Origin of the sequence: Nonomuraea composti, assembly GCF_012034275.1 — a bacterium.
GTDB classification, from domain to species: domain Bacteria; phylum Actinomycetota; class Actinomycetes; order Streptosporangiales; family Streptosporangiaceae; genus Nonomuraea; species Nonomuraea composti.
The window spans coordinates 23,923-45,919 of record NZ_JAATEP010000057.1; the positions used below are offsets into that span (position 1 = coordinate 23,923).

A 21,997-nucleotide genomic window follows, 5' to 3' on the forward strand; every position below is an offset into this window, starting at 1 on the left:
AGGACCGGATCGCGCAGCTCGTCCGGTCCAGGCTCGCCGCCGCCCTCAAGCAGAACGAGCAGGCAGCCGCCACTGAGCAGAACGGCAAGGCCCCGGGCATCCCGGCGACGTCGGCGACCGACATGCCGCTGTCGCCGGCGCAGGAGCGGCTGTGGTTCCTGGCCCAGCTCGAACCGGACACCCCCGCCTACAACGTGCCGCTGACGTTGCGGTTACGCGGCCCGGTGGACGTCGCCGCCCTGACCGGCGCGGTGGCGGACCTGGCGGAGCGGCACTGGATCCTGCGCGGCGTCATCGAGGACGGACGCGTGCGCCCCGCCGCCACCGTCCCCGTGTCCGTGGTGGACGTCGAGCCGGCCGAGCTGGAGCGGGAGCTGGCCGGGCACGCGTGGCGGCCGTTCCGGCTGGACGCGGAGCCGCCGCTGCGGGCCACGGTGTTCAGGGTCGGGGACGACGAGTGCGTGCTCGCGCTCACCTTCCACCACATCGCCACCGACGCCTGGTCGGAGCGCGTCCTGCTGGACGACCTCGCCCACCTGTACGCCGCCCGCCTCGGCCTGGAGCCGCCCCCCGCTCCCCCGTCCCTGCAGTACGCGGACGTGGCCGCGTGGGAGGCCGGCCGGCCGGACACCGACCTCGACTGGTGGGCCGGGCACCTGGCGGGCCTGCCGCCGGTGCTCGACCTGCCGCTGGCCCGGCCGCGCCCGCCCGTGCCCACCTGGGATGGTGCGGCGGTCCCGGTGGAGGTGCCGGAGGCGCTGTCGGCGAAGGTACGGGCGGTAACGGGGACGTCCCCGTTCATGGTGTTCCTGGCCGGGCTGCAGGCGTTGCTGAGCCGGCTGTCCGGCACCGACGACATCGCGATCGGGGTGCCGCACGCGGGCCGGCACCACCCCGACGCCGAGCGGGTCGTCGGCTGCTTCATCAACACCCTCGTCGTGCGCGGCGACACCTCGGGCGACCCGAGCGGCGCGGAGCTGCTGGCGCGGGCCCGCGCGGCGGCGCTGGACGCGTTCGCGCACGCCGGCACGCCGTTCGAGCGGGTCGTGGAGCGGCTGCAACCCGAGCGGAACCTCGCGGTCACGCCGCTGTTCCAGGTGATGCTCAACGTCTACGACACCGGCGCGCCCGTGTCGCTGCCCGGGCTGGAGGTCGAGGTGGGGACGCCGCCCGCGCCGACCGCCAAGTTCGACCTGAACCTGGAGCTGGGCGACGACGGCACCCGCTTCTCCGGCGAGCTGCGCTACCGCACGGACCTGTTCGACGAGGCCACCGTGCGGCGGCTGGCCGGCTGGTACCTGGAGCTGCTGGACGGCATGCTCACCGCCCCGGACGCGCCGGTACGGCTGCCGTCCGGCGACGACCTGCGCGGCCGCGCCGCGGACCTGCCCGTGGACGTGCCGCTGCACACGCTGGTCGAGCGGATGGCCGACCTCCACCCGGACGCGATCGCGATCGCCCTACCGACGGACGCGGTCGCGGACGGCTCGCTCGCTGGCGCGGCGCGGGCCGGCTCGCCCACGGGCACGGTCGCGGACGGCTCGCTCACGTATGCGGAGCTGGAGCGGCGTGCCAACCAGGTGGCTCATTGGCTGCTGGAGCGCGGGGTGCGGCCCGAGGAGCCGGTCGGGGTGCTGCTGGAGCGGCGGCCCGAGCTGGTGGTCGCCCTGCTCGGCGTGCTCAAGGCGGGCGCGGCCTACCTGCCGCTCGACCCCGTCTACCCGGAGCGGCGCAACCGGGCGGTGGTGGCCGACGCCGGCGCGCGGATCGTGCTCACGGACGCCGAACTGGCCGACGCGGCGCAGGCGTCCGGCGAGCGTCCCGGCGTGGACGTGCGGCCGGAGCACCTGGCGTACGTCATCTACACGTCGGGATCGACCGGGCGGCCGAAGGGCGTCGCGGTCGAGCACCGGCACATCACGCACTATCTCGGCGCGGTGGCGGAGGTCATCCCCGCGGGGCTCGGCTCGTTCGCGCTGGTCTCCACCGCCGCCGCCGACCTCGGCATGACGAACGTGTGGTGCGCCCTCACCACGGGCGCCACCCTCCACCTGATCGACCACGAGACGGCCACGGACCCGGCCGCGTTCGCCGCCCGCCTGGCGGCGCACCCCGTGGACGCCATCAAGATGGTGCCCAGCCAGCTCGAACTCCTCGGCACGGCCGCGTTACCCGGGAAGCTGCTGATCCTGGCCGGCGAGGCGGTGCCGGCGGACCTGGTGGCGCGGGTCAGGCAGGCGCGGCCGGACCTGGAGGTGCAGATCCACTACGGCCCCACCGAGACCACGGTGTCAGTGCTGGCCTGCGACGCCGGCGAGGCTCTGGCCCAGCTGGGCGAGGACACGGGCGCGGAGACGGGCCGGGACGCGGGTCAAGGCTCGCGTCAGGGTCACGGCCGGGCGCCGTTGGGGCGGCCGCTGGCCGACGTGGTGTGCCGGGTGGCCGATCCGTCCGGACGGGCGTTGCCGACCGGCGTGCCCGGGGAGCTGTGGATCGGCGGGCCCAGCGTGGCGCGCGGCTACCTGGGGCGGCCCGACCTCACCGCGGAACGCTTCACCGATGGCTGGTACCGGACCGGCGACCGGGTCCGGGTGACCGAGGGCGGGCTGGTCGAGTTCCTGGGGCGGATCGACGACCAGGTGAAGGTGCGCGGGTTCCGCGTCGAGCTGGGCGAGGTCGCCGCGGCGTTGCGGGCCCTGCCGCAGGTCGCGGAGGCGTACGTGCAGCCGGTCGGCGACGGGCTGGAGCGGCGCCTGGCCGCCTGGGTGACGCCGGCCACGGTCGATGCGGCCCAGGTGCGGGCGGCGCTGCGGGAGCGGCTGCCCGACTACATGGTGCCGGCCGCGATCGGCGTGCTGGAGGCGCTGCCGCTCACCCCGAACGGCAAGGTGGACCGGGCGGCGCTGCCCGTGCCTGAGGCGGGGCCGGCGGTGCGGGTGCCGCTGGCGACTCCCGAGGAGCGCCTGGTGGGCGAGGTCTGGGCGGACGTGCTCGGGCTCGCCGAGGTGTGGGCGGACGACGACTTCTTCGCCCTCGGCGGGCACTCGTTCGCGGCGACCCGGGCGGCGGGGCGGCTGCGGGAGCGGCTGGGGGCGGCGGTGCCGGTGCGGCTGCTGTTCGAGCACCCGGTGCTGGCCGACCTGGCCGCCGCACTCCCCCGCCCGGCCTCCGCCACCCCCGTACGCGCGCGGCGCACGCTGACCGGCGAGCCGGCGAACGGGCCAGGGGTCGGACAAGCGGACGGACCGGTAGGCGGGCCGGTGCCGTTGTCCGGGGTGCAGGCCAGGCTGTGGTTCCTGGCGCAGCTCGAACCGGACAGCAGCGCCTACAACGTGCCCGTCGCGCTGCGGCTGCGCGGCCCGCTGCGAGTGGAGGCGTTGCTGGGCGCGGTGCGTGACCTGGCCGAGCGGCACCACGTGCTGCGCGGCGTGATCGACGACTCCGGCCCCGAGCCGGTGATGGTGGTGCGGGACGCCGCCGAGGTGCCGGTCTCCACGGCCCGCGTGGACCGTTCGGACGTCGAGGACGTGCTGGCCGCGCACCTGGCGACACCGTTCGCACTGGACCGCGAGCCGCCGATGCGCGCGGTGCTGCTCCTCGTGAGCGACGGCGGCGCGGCGAGCGGGGAGCGGGAGCATGTGCTCTCGCTCACCTTCCACCACATAGCCACCGACGCGTGGACGCGCGGCCTGCTGCTGTCGGAGCTGTCCGCCCTGTACGCCGCCCGCCTCGGCCTGCGCCCCCCGCTGGCGCCGCCCCCGGCCCAGTACGCCGAGGTGCCGCCGACCCCCGACCCGGCCGACCTGGACTGGTGGGCCGGCCATCTGGACGGCCTGCCGCCGGTGCTCGACCTGCCCACCGACCGGCCGCGCCCGGCGGTGCCCGACCCGGGTGGGGCGGCGATCGACCTGGAGCTGCCGGCCGGGCTGAGCGAGCGGATCAGGGCGGTGGCCGCCGCGTACCGTTCCACGCCGTTCATCGTGCTGCTGGCCGGGCTGCAGGCGTTGCTGGCCCGGCTGTCGGCGAGCACGGACATCGCGGTGGGCGTGCCCGTCTCGGGCCGCGACCATCCGGACACCGAGGGCGTGGTCGGCTGCTTCCTCAACACCGTGGTCGTCAGGACCGACGTGGCGGGCGACCCGACGGGCCGTGACCTCCTGGCCCGCGCGCGGGAGTCGGCGCTGGGCGCGCTGGCGCACGCGGGCACGCCGTTCGACCGGGTGGTGGACCGGCTGCGGCCGGAGCGGAACCTGGCGGCGACGCCCCTGTTCCAGGTGATGCTGAACTACCTGCCGGGCGTGGCGGGGCCGGAGCTGCCGGGGCTGGAGGCGTCCGAGATCCACCTGCCGGAGCTGACCACGAAGTTCGACCTGAGCTGGCACGTGGTCGACGACGGGCCGGGCGTGCCGCTGCGCGGCGGGCTCGCGTACCGGACGGACCTGTTCGAGCCGGGCACGGCGGCCAAGCTGACGCGCTGGTACGCGGCGCTGCTCGACGGGCTGCTCGCCGACCTGGACGCGCCCGTCGGCGCGGTGCCGCTGGAGCCGGTGACGGGCCCGGTCGTGGCCGGCGGGCCGGCGCCGGAGCCGCCCGCCGGGGCGGTGCACCACCTGGTCGAGCGCTGGGTGGACGAGACGCCGGGCGCCCCGGCCGTGGTGGGCGCCGATCGTGCCCTGACGTACGGGGAGCTGGAGGCGGAGGCGAACCGGATCGCGCACTGGCTGCTGGCGGCCGGGGTGGGCGCGGACGAGCCGGTCGGCGTGCTGCTGGAGCCGGGCGCGGGCCTGGCGTGCGCGTTGTTCGGCATCCAGAAGTCGGGCGGCGGCTACCTGCCGATGGATCCGGCGTACCCGGCGGCGCGGATCGCCGCGATGCTGGAGGCCGCCGGGGTGCGGGCCGTGGTGACGGTGAGCGAGTTCGCGCCTCTGGTCGGGGACGGCCGGCGGGTGCTGGCGCTCGACCGGCTCCCGTCCCTGCCGGACACGCGCCCCGAGGTGGACGTCCGGCCGGAGCACCTGCACCACGTGATCTTCACGTCGGGCTCCACCGGCACGCCCAAGGCGGTGGCGGCCGAGCACGGCGGCGTCCTGAACTACCTGGGCGGCATGCTGCCGCGCATCGGCGTGCCCGGCGGGTCGTTCGCGGTGGTCTCGACGCCGGCCGCCGACTTCGGCCTGACCTGCGTGTTCGGCGCGCTGACGACGGGCGGGACGGTGCACCTGGTGCCGCGCGAGACCGCGATGGACCCGGCCGCGTTCGCCGGCTACCTGGCCGAGCACCAGGTGGACGTCATCAAGTGCGTGCCGAGCCACCTGGAGCTGCTGGCCTCGGGCGGCGACCTGGCCGCCGTCCTGCCGCGCGAGCTGCTGATCCTGGCGGGCGAGGCGTGCCCGTGGGACCTGGTGGAGCGGGCCAGGGCCGCCCGGCCGGGGCTCAGGATCCAGAGCCACTACGGGCACACCGAGTCCACGATGATCTGCCTGGTGTGCGACACCGAGGAGGTGCCCGCCGACCGGCGGACCGGGATCGTGCCGCTGGGCCGCCCGCTGCCCGGCGTGTACGGGCACCTGGTGGACGCGGCCCTGCGGCCGGTGCCGCCCGGCGTGCCCGGCGAGCTGGTGGTCGGCGGCCCCGGCGTCACCCGCGGCTACATCGGCCGGCTGGAGCTGACCGCCGAGCGGTTCGTCCCCGACCCGCTGACCGGGGAGGGCCGCTGCTACCGCAGCGGCGACCTGCTGCGCGTCGCCTCCGACGGGCGGATCGAGTTCCGCGGGCGGGTGGACGACCAGGTGAAGGTACGGGGTTACCGCGTCGAGCTGGGCGAGGTCACCACCGCGCTGCGGGCCCTGCCCGAGGTCGCGGAGGCCGTGGTGCTGCCCGTCGGCGAGGGCAAGGCCAGGCAGCTCGCCGCCTGGGTGACGCCCGCGAGCGTGCAGGCCGCGGCCGTGCGCTCGGCGCTGCGCGAGCGGCTGCCCGACTACATGGTGCCGGCGCACGTCGTCCCCCTCGACCGGCTGCCGCTCAACCCGAACGGGAAGATCGACCGGGCCGCCCTGCCCGAGCCGGTCGCCGAGCAGGCCGCGTACGCGGCGCCCTCGACGCCGGCCGAGGAGCTGGTCGCCGGGGTGTTCGCCCGAGTGCTCGGCGTGGATCGGGTGGGCGCGGGCGACGACTTCTTCGCCCTCGGCGGCGACTCGTTCGCCGCGGTGCGCGCGGTCAAGGAGATCGGCCACGGGCTGCGGGTGATCGACCTGTTCACCCGGCCGGCCGTGGCCGACCTGGCCGCGTTCCTGGGGCGCGAGGACGGCGGCGGGCTGCTGCACCGCCTCGGCGGCGGCCGGACCAGCGCGTTCACGCTGGTGTGCGTGCCGTACGGCGGCGGGTCCGCGGCGGTGTACCAGCCGCTGGCCCAGGCGCTGGGTGACCGGGTGGAGGTGCTGTCCGCCGAGTTGCCCGGCCACGACCCCGCCCGCCCGGACGAGCCGCCGCTGCCGCTGGAGGAGCTGGTGGACGTGCTGGCCGCCGAGGTGGCCGCCACCGCGTCCGCTCCCGTGGCGATCTACGGCCACTGCGTGGGCTCCGCGCCCGCCGTCGCGCTGGCCCGCCGGCTGGAGGCGGACGGCGTGCCCGTGCTGGGCGTGATCGCCGCCGCCAGCTTCCCGGCGGCGCGGCTGCCCGGCCTGGTCAGGCGGCTGTTCGGCGGCGACCGGTGGGTGTCGGACCGGATGTTCCGCGACGCGTTGCGGGCCTCGGGCGGGCTGCTCGACGACATGGACGAGGCCGCCAAGCGGACCGCCGTACGGGCGATGCGGCATGACGCCGACCAGGCGCAGGAGTGGTTCACCCGCGAACTCAGCGGCGAGGCCGCCGGTGACGGCGCTCGTGAGGGCGGTCTTGAGCGGGCCGGCAAGGCCGTGCCCTTGCGGGCGCCGATCCTGAGTCTGGTCGGGGAGCGGGACCGCGCCACCGAGCTGCACGAGGAGCGCTACACCGAGTGGGCGGCGTTCGCGCCGCGGGTGGAGCGGGCCGTGCTGCCCAGGGCCGGGCACTACTTCCTGCGCCACCAGGCCGAGCCGCTGGCCGCCCTCGTGCTGGCGCACCTGACCCGCTGGGCGGCCGGAACGCTGCCCGACCCGGTGCGCCCGCCGGAACGTACCGGCCTGAAACCCTTCTACACCGTCGCGGCCGGGCAGATCGTCTCGGCGCTGGGCACGGCGCTCAGCTCGTTCGCGCTCGGCGTGTGGGCCTACCAGCGCAGCGGCGAGATCCTGGACCTGGCGCTGGTCACGATGCTGGCGCAGATCCCGGCCGTGCTGCTCACCCCGCTCGGCGGCGCGCTGGCCGACCGGGTCGACCGGCGCAAGATCATGCTGGCCTGCGACGCGCTGTCGGGGCTGGCGATGGTGGCGCTGGTGCTGCTGCTGACCACCGGGCGGCTGGAGTTCTGGAACGTCTGCCTCATCGTCGGCGTGACCTCGGTCGTGTCGGCGTTCCAGCAGCCCGCGTGGCTGGCGGCGATCGCGCAGCTCGTGCCGAAACCGTACCTGCCGCAGGCCAACGCGCTGGCGAACGTGGGCTTCGGCGCGGGCAACGTGGTCGCGCCGCTCGCGGGCGGCGCGCTGATCGGCCTGTTCGGGTTGTCGGCCGTCGTCGCCGTGGACGTGGCCACGTTCGCGGTCGGCGTGCTGACGCTGCTGCTGGTGCGCTTCCCCGACCGGCTGTTCCGCCGGCGCGAGGAGACGTTCACGGCGGCGCTCACCGGCGGGTGGCGGTTCCTGCGCAGGCGGCGGCCGCTGCTCGTCATGGCACTCTACTTCGCGGTGGTGAACTTCTGCACCGCCCTGATGTGGGTGCTCGTCACCCCCGTCGTGCTGGCCATCGGCACCTCCGCGGACCTCGGCGCGGTCACCGCCGTCGGCGGCGTCGGCGCGGCCGTCGGCACCGGCGTCGTGCTGGTGTGGGGCGGCACCCGGCGGCGGGCCACCGGCATGATCGGCTTCGTCGTCGGGTCCGGGATCGGCGTGGTGCTCATGGGCGTGTGGCCGGTCGTGTGGCTGGTCGCGGCCGGGCTGTTCGTCCGGCTGGCGTGCATGAGCATCGGCAACGCGCACTGGCTGTCGATCATCCAGGTCAAGGTGGGGCCGGAGCTGCAGGGGCGGGTGCTCGCGGTGAACATCATGATCGCCACCGCCATGCAGCCGCTCGGCTTCCTCGCCGCCGACCCGCTCGCGGCCTGGGCCGGCCGGTTGGCCGGCGGGCCCGGCGGGGGCGCGGGCGCCGTGCTGCTCGCCAGCGGCGTGTTCCTGGTGGTCTGGGGGCTGGTGGGGCTCTGGTACCGGCCGCTGCACCACCTGGAGGACCACGTCCCGGACGCCGCGCCGCCGTCGGAGTCCGCCGCCGACCTGGACGCCGTCCAGGAGAGGGTGCTGAGCGCATGAACGCGGAAGGGACGGCGCGGACAAAGCTTGTCACCGCGGCCGACATCCGGGCGGCCGGTGACCGCATCGCCCCGTACGTCCGGCGCACGCCGCTGCTGCGGCTGCCCGGCGAACGGCTCTGGGTCAAGCCGGAGAACCGGCAGCCCACCCGCTCCTTCAAGGTGCGCGGCGCGGTCAACGCCGTGGGCCGGCTGGCCGGGCGCGGCGTCCAGCACGTGATCGCGCAGTCGTCGGGCAACCACGCCCAGGCCATCGCCTACGCCGCCGCCGAGCAGGGGGTGCGGGCGACCGTCGTCCTGCCGGACACCGCGCCGGAGCTGAAGGTGCGGGCCGCGCGCCGGCTCGGCGCCGAGGTGGTGATCGTGCCGCCCGCCCTGCGGGAGGAGGCGTGCCTGGCGCTGGCCGACCGGTTCGGCGCGACGGTGGTCGGCTCCGACGCGTTCGACGTGATCGCCGGGCACGGCAGCGCCGGCACCGAGATCCGCCTGGACCTGCCGGACGCGGGCGCCGTCCTGGTGCCCGTCTGCAACGGCGGCCTGCTGGCCGGGATCGCGGTCGCCGTCAAGGCCGCCGACCCGGCGATCCGGGTGATCGGCGTCGAGCCCGAGCTGGCCGCCGACGGCGCGGCCAGCTTCCGCGCGGGCACGCGCACGGCGTGGCCGGTGGAGCTGACCTACCGCACACGCGCCGACGGGCTGCGCGCGCCGGTGCTGGGCGCGCTGGCGTGGGAGCACATCCACCGGTACGTGGACGACATGGTGACCGTCACCGAGGACGCCATCGACACCGCCGCCGCCCTCCTCTGGCGCGAGCTGGGCGAACGCGCGGAGCCCAGCGGCGCCGTCGCCACCGCCGCCTACCTCACCCACCGGGCGCACCTGCCGCCGGGGCCGGTGGTCGCGGTCCTGTCCGGCGGCAACGTCGCGGTCGGCACGGAGACCAGGGAGGAACCGCTGGTGCACCTGTCTTGACCCTCTTGCCGTGACGAGATGGTGATCATCGTCTGGGACGATCAGCGCATGAAACGCGTGAGCGCCGCGCTGGTCGTCGCCGGCGTGCTGAGCGTGGCGATCCCCGGCGGCGCCGTGCAGGCGGCTCCCGCGCCGGAGTCGCTCGGCTCCGTCGTCACCGCGATCAAGAAGCAGTTCGCGAAGAAGAGCAGCGTGCGCTTCTCCGTCAGGCGACGCGGCGGCCCTCCGCCCTCGGACGACCTGTCGATCTCCGGCGCGTACCGCTTCAACGCCGCGGGCATGTACGCCGCCGACCTCACGGTGATCTCCCGCGAGCCGGCCGCGACGGGCCGGTCACGGCAGATCACCATGGGCCGGTACTACTACTCGCAGAGCTACGTGCGCTCCGACGAGGGCAAGTACATCTGGAAGTCGCCGCCCAAGCTGGGGAAATGGGACGCCTGGCAGAACCTCGCCGGGGTGGTCTGGGGCAAGGACCTGGTCAACGGGATCAACCCGGGCTTCCTCGACCTGGCCGCCTCTTACGACGCGGCCACCGCCGATGGCGGCACCGTCGAGGGAGTGCGGACGACCCTCCACAGCGGCACCGTGACGGTGCTCGACCTGGGCGAGAGGCAGGCCGGGATCTCGTTCGGGACCGAGGACATGGGGTCCTACGGCGGGCAGATCACCTGGAAGCTCTGGACGGGCCCCGACCATCTCCCCCGGCGCTTCCACGCCACCATGAAGTTCACCAAGCCAGAGGGCGGCGACGCCGGCACCATGACGATGAACATCGTCTACCGAGGCTGGGGATCCCCCGTCAAGATCACGGCTCCGCCCGAGCGCCTCATCGACAGCGGCTGGTGACGGTCACGGGCAGATGGCCTCGGTGACGGCTTTGACCGCAGCAGGGAGGACGGCGGCCGGGTTGGGGTTGAGGGTGACGGCGATGGCGGCCTGGCGGCGGCCGTCGGCGGTGCTGACGACGATGCCCGTGTAGCCGCGGACCCCGCCGATGTGGCCGTACACGGGGCCGCAGCCGAAGTCGTACCGGTGCACGCCCAGCCCGAAGCCGCGCACCCACGGCAGGGGGTTGCCGCGCACGGGCACGGTGCCGGTCAGCTCCCGCATGAGCGCGGGGGGCAGCAGCCGCCCGGTGAACAGGGCCTGGTAGAAGCGGGTCAGGTCGTGCACCGTGGAGATCATCGAGCCGGCCGGGCCGCTCTGGTTGACGGTCTGGGTGGTGAAGTCCGTCAGGTGGGCGTAGTCGGCGTCCGGCTCGCCCGGCAGGTCGCCGGGCATGTATCCGTGCAGGTGGCGGCCCCGGATGGCGGGCTGCCCGTCGGCGTAGTAGGTGTCGCGCAGGCGGAGCGGCCGGATGATGCGGCCGGCGACCTCGTCGGCGTACGGCCGGCGGGTGACGTGCTCGACGAGCTTGCCCAGCAGCACGTAGTTGGTGTTCGAGTACGTCGCCTCCGGGGCGCCGGGTGGGGCCGGTTCGAGGCCGAAGGCGAGCGACAGGCGGCGGTCGTCGGTGAGGCGTTCGAGGCGGCGCCGTCGCCAGTCGGCCGACGTTCTCAGGCCGAGCGCGTCGTAGAAGTCGGGCAGGCCGCTGGTGTGGCGGAGCAGGTCCCTGATGGTGATCCGGGAACCGCCGGGGACGCCCTCGACGTACCGCCCGATGGGGGCGCCGAGGTCGATCGCGCGCGCGGCGGCGAGCTGGAGGACGAGCACGGCGGTGAAGGTCTTGGTGATGCTGGCGATGCGGTAACGGTCGCCCGTGCTCGCGGGGCGGCCGGTGCGGGTGTCGGCGACCCCTGCGGCGACGTCCTCCGGCCCTTCTTCGGTACGGACGGCCAGCACGGCGGCGGGTGCGCCCGCGTCCACGACCGCCTGGACGGCACCACGGAGGTCCTGAGGGGCAGGGGCGGCGACGTTGAGCGTGGCGGCGAGGATCAGCGCGATGAGGCTTCTCATGGCCGCCGAACCTAGGCGTCGCGGCCGGGGCGGCACATCGGAGCAGGGGTGCGGTGCGGTCCTGCGCCTGCGGCTGAGGATGTCATCCTTTCGCGTATTTCGGCCGCGCGGGTCTGGGCCGGCGGGTGGGCGGCGGTTAGCGTCGTGCGGGTGAAGGTCGACAGGTGGGCGGCGGCGACCGGAGCCGGCGTCGTGCGGGTGAAGGCCGGCGGGTGGGTGGCGGTCAGCCTCGTGCGGGTGAAGGTCGACTGGTGGGCGGTGGCGGCCGGGGCCGGAGTCGTCGCGGGAAGTCTGCTGCTCGGCGGCCGGACGTCATGGGCGGGGCTCGTGTCCCTGGCCGTGTCCCTGCCCGTCCTGCACGTCGCCGGGCGGCGGTGGCCGCGGGCCGTGCTGGGCGCCTCGGCGACGCTGGTGTTCGGGCTGGCCGTGGCGGGGCTGACGGCCGGGGCGTTCGTGTGGCCGGCCAGCCTGGCGTACGCGCGGGCCGTGCTGCGCGGGCACCTCGGGTGGGCGGCGGGCTGCGGGGCGTTGTTCCTGGCGGCGGGGTCGGCCGTGTCGGGGCGGGTGCTCGCCGTCGAGGCGCTGTGGCTGGCCCTCGTCCTGGCCGGGTCGGCCGCCCATCGGGCCGAGCGGCGGCTGAAGGACGAGACGCACGCCCGGCTGCGGGCCACGGAGCGCGTGGCGATGGCCCGCGACGTGCACGACGTCGTCGCGCACACGCTGGCCGTGCTCGGCGTGCAGCTCACCGTGGCCGAGGACGCCTTCGACGCCGACCCGGCCGCGGCCAGGGAGGCGGTGCGGGTGGCCCAGCAGGCCCGGGGGCAGGCCATGGCGGAGCTGCGCACGCTGATCGGCGCCCTCCGCGACGACCCCAGCGCCCCCGGCGGCGGCCCATCCGCCCAGGTGAAGCCGCCCCCTCAGACGGAGCCGCCCCCTCAGACGGAGCCGCCCGCGCCCGGGAAGCTGGCCGCGCCCACGGAGCTGGCCGCGCTGGTGGAGCTGGCCCGCGCCACCGGGCTGGACGTGACGGTGCGGCAGGAGGGCGCACCGGTGCCGGCGCCGCTCGCCTGGACGGTCTACCGGGTGGTCCAGGAGGCGCTGACGAACACCGTGAAGCACGCGGACGCCCGCCACGCCGAGGTCGTCGTCCGGCACACGACCGGCGACGTCCAGGTCACCGTCGCCGACAACGGCCGCGGCGCCGGGCACGGCATCGCGGGCATGCGGGAGCGCGTCGCCTCCCTGGGTGGAACGCTGACCGCCGGCCCCACCAAGGCCGGTTTCGTCGTACGAGCCGTCATACCGGCACCACCCGGGCGGCCGGGATGACCATCACCGTCCTGATAGCCGACGACCAGGCGCTCGTCCGGGCCGGGTTCCGTACCCTGCTCGGCCGGGCGCCCGACATCACAGTGGCCGGTGAGGCCGCGACCGGTGACGACGCGGTGTGTCAGGCCCGCGCGCACCGGCCGGACGTGGCGCTGATGGACATCCGCATGCCCGGCCTCGACGGCCTGGCCGCCACGGAACGCATCCTGCGGGAGGTGCCGGGCTGCCGGGTGATCGTCGTGACCACGTTCGACACCGACGAGCACGTCTTCGAGGCGCTGCGCCTGGGCGCCAGCGGTTTCCTCACCAAGGACGTGCGCGCCGACGAGCTGCGCGGCGCCGTCCGTTCCGTCGCGGCGGGCGGGGCGCTGCTGTCGCCGGGCGTCACCCGCCGGGTGATCGAGCGGTTCGCCCACAGGCCCCCGCGCGCGCACGATGCCCAAGCCCGGTTGTCGGGGCTGACGCCACGCGAGCACGAGATCCTGAAGCTGGTCGCCGCCGGGCACTCGAACGGCGACATCGCCCGCCGCCTGTTCATCAGCCCGCACACCGTCAAGACGCACGTGACGCACCTGATCAACAAGCTGGGCCTGCGGGACCGCACCCAGCTGGCGATCCTGGCCTACGAGACCGATCTGGTCCGCCCTTCCGACCGCTGACGACGAATTCAAGCCGCCTGAAAACCGTGGTTAAATAGCGCCCGGAATAGCCATGTCCGCCATTTATCGAACATTGACAGGTCTCTTTACACCAGTAATACTTCTCGACGGTGATCACCCATTAGGCCGAGCACCATCCGGCCCCGGTCACAACCGAAAGGAAGATTACCCGCATGCGCATCCTGCATGCCGCGATCGCTGTCGCGTTATGTTCGGCGACGGTCGTGAGCGCCCTTTCTCCCGCTACCGCAGAGACATCGGCCGCCCCTTCCCAGCCCACCAGAGCCGTGCAGATCACAGGTCCTGGGCTCTACGTCCCGGCGACCCGCACGTTCCAGTTCGCGGAGCGCAATGGTTTCGCCGGCGCTTTCGACCGCGAATACCGCCTCACCAGACAAACGGACGGTGAAATTCAGGCGGCGAAACTGCCGCGGCCCCGCCCCGATCTGTCCGTGCTCGGCCCCGGCTGGCGGGCCGACGTCCTCGGCGGCCTGACGAGCCGGCAGCTCGACGCCGACGATTCCGCCGCCCAGGTCGCCGACCTGCATGAGGGCGAGACGATCCGGTACGCGCGGGTGGCGGGCACGGACCAGAAGACGTACAAGGCGAGCACGGGATCGACCCTGACCGTGGGCGCCGACCAGGCGACCGAGACGATCGTCCTGGGCGCGGACACCACGCTGGTGCTCACCTGGGAGCGGGTCGGCGGCGACTGGCGCGTGACCACGGTCGGCGCGGGATCGTCCGGCACCTCCAAGGTCACCTACGACGAAAAGGGCCGCGTGACCGCCGTCGCGGACCTCGACACCGGCACCGGCCCGCAGCGGACTCTCGCGCTGAGCTACGCGGAGACGACCACGGCCACGGCCGACGGCCTCGGCGACTTCGCCGGGCACCTCAAGTCGGTGGAGAGCAAGTCGAAGGACGAGGCCGCCCAGACGCTGGAGACCTACGGCTACGACCGCAAGGGCCACCTGCGCAGCGTGACGCTGCAGAAGGGCGGAACCTCCACGGTCTCGACCTACACCTACGACCAGGCCGGGAACCTGACGCGGCTCAAGTCGCCCGGCACGGGCACGTGGAGCCTGGACTTCTCCGGGGCGCGGGAGCCGAAGGCCACCCTCGTGAAGGCGGCCGACAGCCCGTCCGCCGGCATCATGAACTACCCGCCGACCTGCCCCAACGCCTCCCAGTGGATGTGGTACACGCAGGCGGAGTGCAGGGCCGCGTCTGTCGCCCACTACGGCTGGCGGAGCTCGAGCACCAGGACCACGCCCACGGGCCACACCGTCATGGGCATCACCTACGACCACTGCTCGTCGCCGACCGGAAACCAGCCGGGCGGGTATGACTTCACCGTCGCCTGCGACATGCACGACTACGGCTTCGGCGTCATCGGGAACTACTACAAGGGCGCGACCTATCACATGACGCCCGACAAGAAGTCGGCGGTGGACGACGTGTTCTACACCACGCTGCTCGACCGCACCTGCGCCGCTTACGGCTCGCCGTTCGGTTGCACGGCGTGGGCCTGGACCTATCGCCAAGGGGTGCGGCTGGGCGATCCGAAGAACGGCGCCGACGCCACCAGTTAGCCAGACGACACGGGAGGGGAATTGAGAGGGAGGGCAGTGGCCACCTGGATAGCGGGGAGTTACGCGGCGCTGGTCGTGCTCCTCGGGCTCGCCGGGTGGCTGGCGTCGCGGAGCGGCGTGCCGGACGTCTTCGTCATGGCGCAGACCGTGATGACCCTCCCGCTGAGTTATCTCGTCTCCCTGACCAGCCTGAGCGGGATCGCCTGGATGCTGGCCATCGACGTGGCGGGCCTGGTTCAGGCGGGCGTGCTGTGGGTGATCCTCGGCGGCCTCAGGACGTGACCGCGCGTCCGACGACGCCCGATCCCGCCGACCCCGCCGACCCCGCCGCCGAGGCCGCCGACGCCGAGCGCGTCACGGCGACCTCGGTGGCGGTGCGGAACGGCATGGCGACCTCGGCGGCGGTGCGGACGAGCGCGGCGAGCGCGCGGTCGCGGCGCTCCTCGCGCCAGACGGCGAGCAGCGTCGTCCGGCGGCCGTCGAGGGGCACGGCGGCCAGGCCGCGGCCGAGGTTCCGGGCGACCGATTCGGGCAGCACGGCGACCATGCGGCCGAGCGCGATCAGCTCGGCCACCTGGCCCGTGTCGCTGATGACCGGCCCCGTGCCCGGCCACCGCGCCGTCCAGCGCGGGAAGGTCTCGCCGGCCAGGTCGGACCGCGGCCCGCCCGGCGAGCCGGTGGGTGCGCGGCAGCACCACCATCTCGCGCTCGGTCAGCAGCTCCTCGGTGGCGAGGCCGGTCAGGTCGGCCTGGGGCAGGCGCAGCAGCGCGGGTCGGCCGTCCCGCCGCGCAGCAGGGCCTGCTCCTCGCCGATGCCGCAGATGAGCACCTCGACCTCGACCGCGTCGGGGTGCGCGGCGAACCGGTCGAGGAGGGGCCCGAGCAGGCCGGCGTCGCCGCCCGGTTTCGTGACCACCGTGAGCGCCCGCCCGGCGCGCTGGGCCAGCCGTTCGGCCGCCGCGAGGCCGTCCAGCGCCTTGCGGCCCTCCTTGAGCAGGACCTCGCCGGCGCGGGTGAGCGACACGTGGCGGCTGGTGCGCTCCAGCAGGCGGACGCCGAGCCGGCGCTCCAGGCGCTGGATCGTCCGGGACAGCGGCGGCTGGGCGATGCCGAGCCGGTCGGCGGCCCGGGTGAAGTTGCGTTCCTCGGCGACCGCGACGAAGTAGGCCAGCTCCCGCGAATCCATACCTTCAGGGTATGGGTGCGAGGCTCCATCGGTGTTGGGGCCGCCGACTGCCGGCTGGTGAGCTGGCCGCATGACGGGAACGAGGAGCATCGCCCTGGACGTCACCGACGCCGGCACCGTCGCGGCGGCGGCCGAGGAGGTCGCGGCCCGGTACGGACGGCTGGACGTCCTGGTCAACAACGCCGGGATCCTCGGCGACGAGCGGCAGGTCCCCGGGGCTTCTCCGAGGCGATGGCCCAGTCGATGATCGACATGGATCTCGCCGGCGAGCGCGGCGTCAACAACGCCCTGCCGCGCACCGCCGCGCGCACCACGCCCACCACGTTCCGCGCGTTCGCCGAAGAGAGCATCAAGCCGGCGCTGGCCGGCTGAGCCGGACCCCGGGGCGGTCAGCGCAGCTGGGCCGCGAGCCCGTCGAGGAGGACGCCGAGCTGCCGGTCGAACCGGCGATCGCCGTCGTCGCGCAGGTGCCCGGCGGCCTTGACCAGGTCGGCGCCCTCGCCGAGCCACGCGTCGCGCCCGGCCAGCGAGTAGCGGGCCGGGTCGGCGCCCGCGGACTGGCTGCGCTCCTGCTCCTCGATCACGAACCCGACCACGAACGCGCCGACCAGGTCGATGGCGTCGTCGGCCGCGGCCAGCGAGAACCCGGCCGCGGTCAGGCGCCCGAGCCAGTGCTCCTTCGCCCGCACCACCTCGGCGTCGGAGTAGCGCGTGCCGCTGAAGATGCGCGCGCCGTCGCGGTAGAGCAGGTATTCCGAGCGCAGGACGCGGGCGTAGGCGGCGAGGTCGGCACGCCAGCCCGCGCCGTGGTCGATCTTCTCCAGGGCCTCGATGACGCGCCGCATGACGGACGTGCTCATCTCGTCCAGCAGTTCCTGCTTGTTGCGGACGTGCCAGTAGAGCGCGGGGGCGCCCACGCCGAGCCGGGAGGCGAGCGCGCGGACGGTCAGAGCGTCCATGCCCTTCTCGTTGAGCAGCTCGAACGCCGCCGCCACGATCCGCTCCCGCGTGATGCCCTTCGCCACGGTTGACAGCTTAACAAAGTTCAGGCACGGTGGGTGACGTCGGAATTGAACTAAGTTCAGGAGCGTGTCATGCGTGCCGCAGTCGTCACCACCCCCGAATCGGCGCCCGTCTGCGCCGACTTCCCCGACCCGGAGCAGCAGCCGGGCAAGGCGCCGCTGAGGCTCGTCGGCGCCGGCCTCCACCACGTCGTCCGCGGGCTGGCCGCCGGCCGCCACTACGGCAGCGGCACGACCTACCCCCTCGTGCCCGGCGTCGACGCCGTCGCCAGGACCGACGACGGCCGGCTGGTCTACACGGGCCTCGCCCGCGCGCCGTGGGGCACGATGGCCGAGTGGCTGGTCACCCCGTTCGAGGTGGAGGTGCCCGCCGGGGCCGACCCGCTGGCCGTCGCCGCCGGCATGAACCCCGCCACGGCGGGCTGGATCCCGCTGGTCGAGCACCAGAAGGAGGCGGGCGGGCTTGGCACCGTCCTCGTGCTGGGGGCGACCGGCATGTCGGGCAGCCTCGCCGTACGGGCGGCGCTGTCCCTCGGCGCGCAGCACGTCATCGCGGCCGGGCGCGACCACGAGGCGCTGGACCGGCTGCGCGGCCTCGGCGCCGTCACCGTTCCGCTCACGGCACCCGACGCCGGGGCGGCCGCCCTCACCGCCGCCGTCGCCGAGGCGCAGCCCACGCTCGTGCTCGACTTCGTGTGGGGCCCCGTCGCCGAGGCCGCCTTCGCCGCGCTGGGCAGGACCGGCAGGTCGGCGCTCGACTACGTGCAGATCGGCTCGCTCGCCGGCGGTGAGGCGGCGCTGCCCGCGTCCCTGCTGCGCAGCCGGCCGATCCGGATCAGCGGCAGCGGCGCCGGCTCGGTCTCGAAGGCCGCGATGATCGCCGCGTTCCCCGAGGTCATCGCCCGGTTCGCCGACGGCACCTTCGACGCCCCGTACACCGCCTTCCCGCTCAGCCGGGTCGGCGAGGCGTGGGCGCACCAGGGGCCCACCCGCGCCGTCGTCGTCCCCGACCGATCTTGAGGAGAAGCGGCACCATGGAGAGACGCGCACTGGTCGTCGGGCTCGGGATCGCCGGCATGGCCGCGGCGATCGGGCTGCGGCAGGCCGGCTGGCAGCCCGTCATCGTCGAACGAGCCCCCGGCCGCCGCAGGGGCGGCTACTTCGTCGGCCTCATGCCGGAGGGCCGGCGGGCCGCCGCCGACCTCGGCATCGCCGCCCACCTGCACACCCGCAACCCGCCGGACGGCGGGAAGGCGTACTCGCTGACCCGGCGCGGCGCCCGCGAGCCCGGCCTGGGCTTCCTGCACCAGCCGGGCGCGCCCGCCGCGGTCGTCCGCGGCGACATCGAGGCCGCGCTCTGGGAGGGCGTCCAGGGGGACGGGACGAGCGACCCCATCCCCGTACGGTTCGCCACGAAACCCGTCGAGATCGACGACACCGGCGCCAGGGCCCGCGTGCTGCTGGAGGAGACCGGCGCCGCCACGTGGCACCGCGAGAGCTTCGACCTGGTCGTCGGCGCCGACGGGATGCGGTCGGGCGTGCGCCGCATGGTCTTCGGCCCGCACGAGGAGTACATGACCGCGTGGAACGCGATGATCTGCGCGTTCCCGCTGGAGGAGCAGGTGCCGTCCTTCGCGGCGGCCGACAGCGTCATCAGCGCCCGCGCGGGCCGGGGGGCGTGGGTGTTCGGGTTCGCCGACCGGCCGCCGACCGCCCTGCTGACCTACCGCACCGACGACGTCGCAGGGCAGTTCACCGGGTCGAGGATCGAGCGGCTGCGCACCGCGTTCTCCGACATGGACGACCCCGTGGTGCGGCACGCCCTGAACGCGCTGGAGCAGGCGCCGGACTTCCTGTTCGACTCGGTGCACCAGGTGAAGATGCCCCGATGGAGCAGGGGAAGGGTGGTGCTGGTGGGCGACGCGGCCTGGTGCCTGAACCTGTACTCGGGCATGGGCGCCACCTTCGCCCTGCGGGGCGGCGCCGAGCTCGGCCGGGCCCTGCGGGAGAGCCCCGGCGACCTCCGCGCCGCGCTGGCCGCCTGGGAGTCCCGGCTGCGCCCGCCCATCACCCGGCACCAGCGCCTCGCCCGGTTGAAGCGGCAGCTGTTCGTGCCGTCCAACCGCCCCGCCGAGGCCGTCCGCTCGGTGGTCGTGCGCCTCGCGTGCGCGGCCCGGGAACGCCGGCTCGCCAGGGCCCGGGAACGTCGGCTCGCCAGGGCCCGCGCCGCCGCGAAGGAAGGTCCGTCGTGACGGCGCGCCCCGCCCGGCTGCTCACCGCACGCTCAGCACCACCCGCTGGTACGAGGTGAGCGCCGGGGTGCCGGCGTCCGTGCCTTGCAGGATGAGGTGGATGGTCTGGCCGGGCCGCGCGTCACGCGGGACGCGGACCCGGGCCGCGCCGTCGCGCTGGGTCACCTCGACCGTGCCGGGATAGGTGCCGGCGTCGGTGTACTGCCACCAGGTGGCGGTGACGGCGTCGCGGTCGGGGTCGGTGACCCGCCCGTTCAGCGTCACCGTCCGGCCGGGCCGGACGTCGCGGTCCAGCGGCCCGGCGACGCTGACGGCCGGCTGGTGGTTCACCTGGGAGAACGCGGGGGTGGTGGTCCACTTCAGCCGGGCGGCGAAGTCGTGCTGCGCGGCGCGGAACCAGCGGGTGGCGGCGTAGTCGGCGGACGGGGTGCCGCCGGGGCCGACGTCGGTGCCGGCGCGCCCGCCCCAGCCGCCCCAGCTCGCGTCGGTGCCGGCGCGCAGGCCGTTGTCCAGGAGGTTCATGAAGATCGAGGTGTCCCCTTCGGAGATCCACGACCCCTTCTCCTGGAGGGCGGTCCACACGATGTAGCCCTGCTCCCGGAGCTGCTCGGCGGTCACGCCGGAGAAGCCGAAGAAGTCGAAGATGTCGCCGGGCACCATCTGCCTGCCGTCGCCCCACACCCGGTAGAACGGCCCGAACGGGCCGACCTCGGAGACGTTAGCCCTGGTCCAGGCGGCCGACAGCAGCTCGGCGTCCTGCGGCAGGACGGCCCGGCGGGCGCCGTAGCCCCAGATGGTGGTGGCCATCTGGCGGAACTCGACATCCGGCCAGTTCGGCCCGATGTACCGGGCGTAGGTGTCGTCCTGGTCTCCCCACGACTGGATGACGGCCTTCCGCGACACCTTGCGGTAGATCGCCGGCCACTGCGGCGTGCCCTCGTACTGGTCCTTGATGGACTTCAGGGCGCGGGCGATCGTGCTCTGGCCCGCGCCGGTGAGCAGGTGGAGCGGGCCGGGCTCGTCGTCGAGGAGCTTGCGCCTGATGAGGTCGGAGCCGGGAGAGTCCGTGGAGATGTCGCCGTCGAACGCGATGTTGCCGTCGAGGATCTTCGACTTCAGCTCGCCGGGGCTCGGGTAGCCCCGGGCGTGCGCCTTCAGGTTCGGGTACGCCCGCGCGTACAGGTCGACGGCCTCGTGGATGAACCGCTCTCCGGGCTTCCACCGCCAGGAGGTGCACGGGCAGAGGTTCAGCCCTGGCCGGTCGTACTCGCGGCCGGGGACGAACCACGTGGTGCCCTTGCCGTCGCCGGCCCAGTGCACGCCGCTGCTGGCGTACAGCAGCCCTTCGGTGTCGAACTCGTTGCTGTAGAGCAGGTAGCGGATCAGCGTGTTCTGGTCGTCCAGCTCGGGGTCGTGCATGAGGATCACGCGTGGCCTGCGGTCCGCGTCGCCGTGACGGGCGTCGCCGGCCACGGCGGGCGGCGCCGCGGCGGCGGTGCCGACGACGGTCAGCGCGCAGATCAGCAGGCGGCTCAGTAAGGTCGCGGTCTGTCCCATCGCTGTGCTCCGCTCTACTTGCGGGCGAAGACGCCGAAGTCGTCGGCGTTGTCCTTGGTGACCAGCTCGCAGTCGATCGACTGCTTCTCCTCCTTGCCGGTCTTGCCGGTCTTGATGAACTGGTCGGCCTGGTCCACGGCGCTGGTGGCGCCGAGCGCGGCGGGCTGGAGGGCGGTGGCGTGCATCTCGCCCGCCTTGATGGCGGCGATGGCGTCGGGGCTGCCGTCGAAGCCGACGACCGTGACCTTGTCCAGCAGGTTCGCCGCCTTCAGCGCGGCCACCGCGCCCAGGGCCATGGTGTCGTTGCCGGCGATGACGCCCTGGATGTCGCGGTTCTTCTGGATGATGGTCTCCATCTTGGTGAACGCCTCCTGCTGGTCCCAGTTGGCGCTCTCCTTGGCGACCTGCTTCATGTCGGGGTACTGGGAGATGACGTCGGCGAAGCCCTTGGAGCGGACACTCGCGTTGGTGTCGGACTCCTTGCCGACCAGCTCGACGTAGTTGCCCTTGCTCTTCATCGCCTCGACGAACGACTGCGCGGCGAGCTGGGCGCCCTGCGAGTTGTTGGAGACGATCTGCGCCTTGGCGATGCCGGTGGCGTTGATCTCGCGGTCGATGAGGAAGACGGGCACCCCGGCCTCGGTGGCCTTGCGGACGGGGCCGATGGAGGCGTCGGCGCCGGCGTTGTCCAGGATGATCGCCTTGGCCTGGCGGGAGATGGCGGCGTCGATCAGCTCGCTCTGCTTGTTCGGGTCGTCGTCGTGGGAGGCCACGGACGTCTGATAGCCGAGCTTCTCCGCCTGCGCCTTGGCCGCGTCGGCCTCGGCCTTGAAGAACGGGTTGTCGTGGGACGGGGTGATGACGGCGATCAGCCCGCCGGCCGCGCCCGAGGCGCCGCCGCTCGCGGACGCGCCGGCCGCGGGCTGCTCGCCGCCGCCACCGCCACCGCAGGCGGTCAGGGCGGCGCAACCGATGGTCAGGGACAGGGCCATGGTGAGGACACGGCGCATGATGGTTCTCCTTGTGGGG

General features: G+C 74.3%; 17 protein-coding genes and 2 pseudogenes. 13 read left to right on the forward strand and 6 right to left on the reverse strand.

The window, feature by feature from the left end; translation table 11 throughout:
• Positions 1-122 precede the first annotated feature (122 nt).
• The 5 genes and pseudogenes from HCN51_RS63205 to HCN51_RS47320 all read left to right on the forward strand — a co-directional run.
• A pseudogene (locus HCN51_RS63205) lies at positions 123-1,286 on the forward strand (condensation domain-containing protein); the annotation flags it as partial.
• 138 nt (positions 1,287-1,424) lie between these two features.
• A pseudogene (locus tag HCN51_RS63210) lies at positions 1,425-2,663 on the forward strand (amino acid adenylation domain-containing protein); the annotation flags it as partial.
• Positions 2,646-8,438, forward strand: a complete 5,793-nt coding sequence (locus HCN51_RS47310; protein WP_428981579.1) for an amino acid adenylation domain-containing protein — start codon at positions 2,646-2,648, stop codon at positions 8,436-8,438. The pseudogene HCN51_RS63210 and the gene HCN51_RS47310, both read left to right, overlap by 18 nt.
• Positions 8,435-9,409 (forward strand): threonine ammonia-lyase, encoded by a 975-nt coding sequence (locus HCN51_RS47315; RefSeq protein WP_168018470.1) that lies wholly within the window; start codon positions 8,435-8,437, stop codon positions 9,407-9,409. Before HCN51_RS47310 ends, HCN51_RS47315 begins: the two co-directional genes overlap by 4 nt.
• 48 nt (positions 9,410-9,457) lie before the next feature.
• Positions 9,458-10,258, forward strand: coding sequence for a hypothetical protein (locus HCN51_RS47320; RefSeq protein ID WP_168018471.1), 801 nt, complete (start codon positions 9,458-9,460; stop codon positions 10,256-10,258).
• Positions 10,259-10,261: 3 nt separating this feature from the next.
• On the opposite strand, the gene HCN51_RS47325 is transcribed toward HCN51_RS47320, so the two are convergent.
• Positions 10,262-11,368 (reverse strand): serine hydrolase domain-containing protein, encoded by a 1,107-nt coding sequence (locus HCN51_RS47325; RefSeq protein ID WP_168018472.1) that lies wholly within the window; start codon positions 11,366-11,368, stop codon positions 10,262-10,264.
• Between the two features lie 150 nt (positions 11,369-11,518).
• On the opposite strand from HCN51_RS47325, the gene HCN51_RS62725 reads away from it, so the two are divergent.
• From HCN51_RS62725 to HCN51_RS47345, 4 genes are all read left to right on the forward strand, one after another.
• On the forward strand, positions 11,519-12,697 hold the full coding sequence (locus HCN51_RS62725; RefSeq protein ID WP_168018473.1) for a histidine kinase: 1,179 nt from the start codon (positions 11,519-11,521) through the stop codon (positions 12,695-12,697).
• Positions 12,694-13,356, forward strand: a complete 663-nt coding sequence (locus HCN51_RS47335) for a response regulator (protein ID WP_168018474.1) — start codon at positions 12,694-12,696, stop codon at positions 13,354-13,356. The genes HCN51_RS62725 and HCN51_RS47335 overlap by 4 nt, the downstream gene beginning before the upstream one ends.
• A 287-nt stretch (positions 13,357-13,643) precedes the next feature.
• On the forward strand, positions 13,644-14,951 hold the full coding sequence (locus HCN51_RS47340) for a phospholipase A2 (RefSeq protein WP_168018475.1): 1,308 nt from the start codon (positions 13,644-13,646) through the stop codon (positions 14,949-14,951).
• Between the two features lie 36 nt (positions 14,952-14,987).
• Entirely contained in the window at positions 14,988-15,233 is a 246-nt protein-coding gene (locus tag HCN51_RS47345) for a hypothetical protein (RefSeq protein ID WP_168018476.1), read from the forward strand.
• Here HCN51_RS47345 and HCN51_RS47350 read toward each other — a convergent pair.
• Positions 15,223-15,525, reverse strand: coding sequence for a type 2 periplasmic-binding domain-containing protein (locus tag HCN51_RS47350; RefSeq protein WP_168018477.1), 303 nt, complete (start codon positions 15,523-15,525; stop codon positions 15,223-15,225). The two genes, HCN51_RS47345 and HCN51_RS47350, sit on opposite strands and share 11 nt — an antisense overlap.
• Before the next feature lie 165 nt (positions 15,526-15,690).
• A complete protein-coding gene (locus HCN51_RS61870; RefSeq protein ID WP_168018478.1) occupies positions 15,691-16,137 on the reverse strand; it encodes a LysR family transcriptional regulator in 447 nt (148 codons plus the stop codon).
• 70 nt (positions 16,138-16,207) lie between these two features.
• Here HCN51_RS61870 and HCN51_RS61875 point away from each other — a divergent pair, with 70 nt between their 5' ends.
• On the forward strand, positions 16,208-16,384 hold the full coding sequence (locus HCN51_RS61875) for an SDR family oxidoreductase (RefSeq protein WP_206068718.1): 177 nt from the start codon (positions 16,208-16,210) through the stop codon (positions 16,382-16,384).
• On the forward strand, positions 16,381-16,509 hold the full coding sequence (locus HCN51_RS61880) for a hypothetical protein (protein WP_277350267.1): 129 nt from the start codon (positions 16,381-16,383) through the stop codon (positions 16,507-16,509). Before HCN51_RS61875 ends, HCN51_RS61880 begins: the two co-directional genes overlap by 4 nt.
• 17 nt (positions 16,510-16,526) lie before the next feature.
• On the opposite strand, the gene HCN51_RS47370 is transcribed toward HCN51_RS61880, so the two are convergent.
• Entirely contained in the window at positions 16,527-17,162 is a 636-nt protein-coding gene (locus HCN51_RS47370; RefSeq protein ID WP_168018479.1) for a TetR/AcrR family transcriptional regulator C-terminal domain-containing protein, read from the reverse strand.
• 69 nt (positions 17,163-17,231) lie between these two features.
• On the opposite strand from HCN51_RS47370, the gene HCN51_RS47375 reads away from it, so the two are divergent.
• Together HCN51_RS47375 and HCN51_RS47380 are read left to right on the forward strand one after the other, a co-directional pair.
• On the forward strand, positions 17,232-18,179 hold the full coding sequence (locus tag HCN51_RS47375; protein ID WP_240973996.1) for a zinc-binding alcohol dehydrogenase family protein: 948 nt from the start codon (positions 17,232-17,234) through the stop codon (positions 18,177-18,179).
• Positions 18,180-18,193: 14 nt separating this feature from the next.
• Positions 18,194-19,411, forward strand: coding sequence for an FAD-dependent monooxygenase (locus tag HCN51_RS47380; RefSeq protein WP_168018480.1), 1,218 nt, complete (start codon positions 18,194-18,196; stop codon positions 19,409-19,411).
• 21 nt (positions 19,412-19,432) lie between these two features.
• Here the strand turns inward: HCN51_RS47380 and HCN51_RS47385 are convergent, their stop codons facing one another.
• On the reverse strand, positions 19,433-20,968 hold the full coding sequence (locus tag HCN51_RS47385; protein ID WP_168018481.1) for a DUF1593 domain-containing protein: 1,536 nt from the start codon (positions 20,966-20,968) through the stop codon (positions 19,433-19,435).
• A gap of 14 nt (positions 20,969-20,982) precedes the next feature.
• Positions 20,983-21,978: a D-ribose ABC transporter substrate-binding protein gene (locus HCN51_RS47390; RefSeq protein WP_168018482.1), complete on the reverse strand. Its 996-nt coding sequence runs from the start codon at positions 21,976-21,978 to the stop codon at positions 20,983-20,985.
• Positions 21,979-21,997: the final 19 nt, after the last annotated feature.

Coding starts and splice junctions, on each gene's coding strand:
- HCN51_RS61880 (WP_277350267.1), top strand. CDS start 16,381: ATGATCGACATGGATCTCGCCGGCGAGCGCGGCGTCAACAACGCCCTG.
- HCN51_RS47385 (WP_168018481.1), bottom strand. CDS start 20,968: ATGGGACAGACCGCGACCTTACTGAGCCGCCTGCTGATCTGCGCGCTG.
- HCN51_RS47390 (WP_168018482.1), bottom strand. CDS start 21,978: ATGCGCCGTGTCCTCACCATGGCCCTGTCCCTGACCATCGGTTGCGCC.
- HCN51_RS47315 (WP_168018470.1), top strand. CDS start 8,435: ATGAACGCGGAAGGGACGGCGCGGACAAAGCTTGTCACCGCGGCCGAC.
- HCN51_RS61875 (WP_206068718.1), top strand. CDS start 16,208: ATGACGGGAACGAGGAGCATCGCCCTGGACGTCACCGACGCCGGCACC.
- HCN51_RS47325 (WP_168018472.1), bottom strand. CDS start 11,368: ATGAGAAGCCTCATCGCGCTGATCCTCGCCGCCACGCTCAACGTCGCC.
- HCN51_RS47375 (WP_240973996.1), top strand. CDS start 17,232: ATGCGTGCCGCAGTCGTCACCACCCCCGAATCGGCGCCCGTCTGCGCC.
- HCN51_RS47335 (WP_168018474.1), top strand. CDS start 12,694: ATGACCATCACCGTCCTGATAGCCGACGACCAGGCGCTCGTCCGGGCC.
- HCN51_RS47320 (WP_168018471.1), top strand. CDS start 9,458: ATGAAACGCGTGAGCGCCGCGCTGGTCGTCGCCGGCGTGCTGAGCGTG.
- HCN51_RS47380 (WP_168018480.1), top strand. CDS start 18,194: ATGGAGAGACGCGCACTGGTCGTCGGGCTCGGGATCGCCGGCATGGCC.
- HCN51_RS61870 (WP_168018478.1), bottom strand. CDS start 16,137: ATGGATTCGCGGGAGCTGGCCTACTTCGTCGCGGTCGCCGAGGAACGC.